At 61.3% G+C, this 313-nt stretch carries 1 protein-coding gene; it reads right to left on the reverse strand.

Annotation, left to right across the window (positions count from 1 at the left end; genetic code table 11):
• Positions 1-313: trimethylamine methyltransferase family protein (locus EN824_RS34215; protein ID WP_189522287.1), on the reverse strand; the 313-nt coding region annotated here is incomplete at both ends.

A 313-nucleotide genomic window follows, 5' to 3' on the forward strand; every position in this document is an offset into this window, starting at 1 on the left:
GCCGCGCGCGGAAATTCTCCTCGCCGCCGGCGATCGCATAAAGCATCTCCAGCGCCGGCTTGACGTTTTCGCGCACCGTGAACGAGGTGCCGACATGCTTCGATGTCCCCATCACGCAGGCATAGAGCGTGTTGAAATCCATCTCGAGCGGGTCGGGGATGTCGCGCGGCACCATCGTGCGCTGGAAGAAATGGATGTTGTCGAGCCCGTCGACGAGGCGGGCGGCATCGTAGATGTCCTGCAATTGCGATTCGCGGTATTCGCGCCTCTCGACATCGACCAGATGCAGTTCGGCGACACCTTCATCACGCTG

The organism is Mesorhizobium sp. M8A.F.Ca.ET.181.01.1.1 (genome assembly GCF_004792025.1).
Taxonomy (GTDB): Bacteria; Pseudomonadota; Alphaproteobacteria; order Rhizobiales; family Rhizobiaceae; genus Mesorhizobium.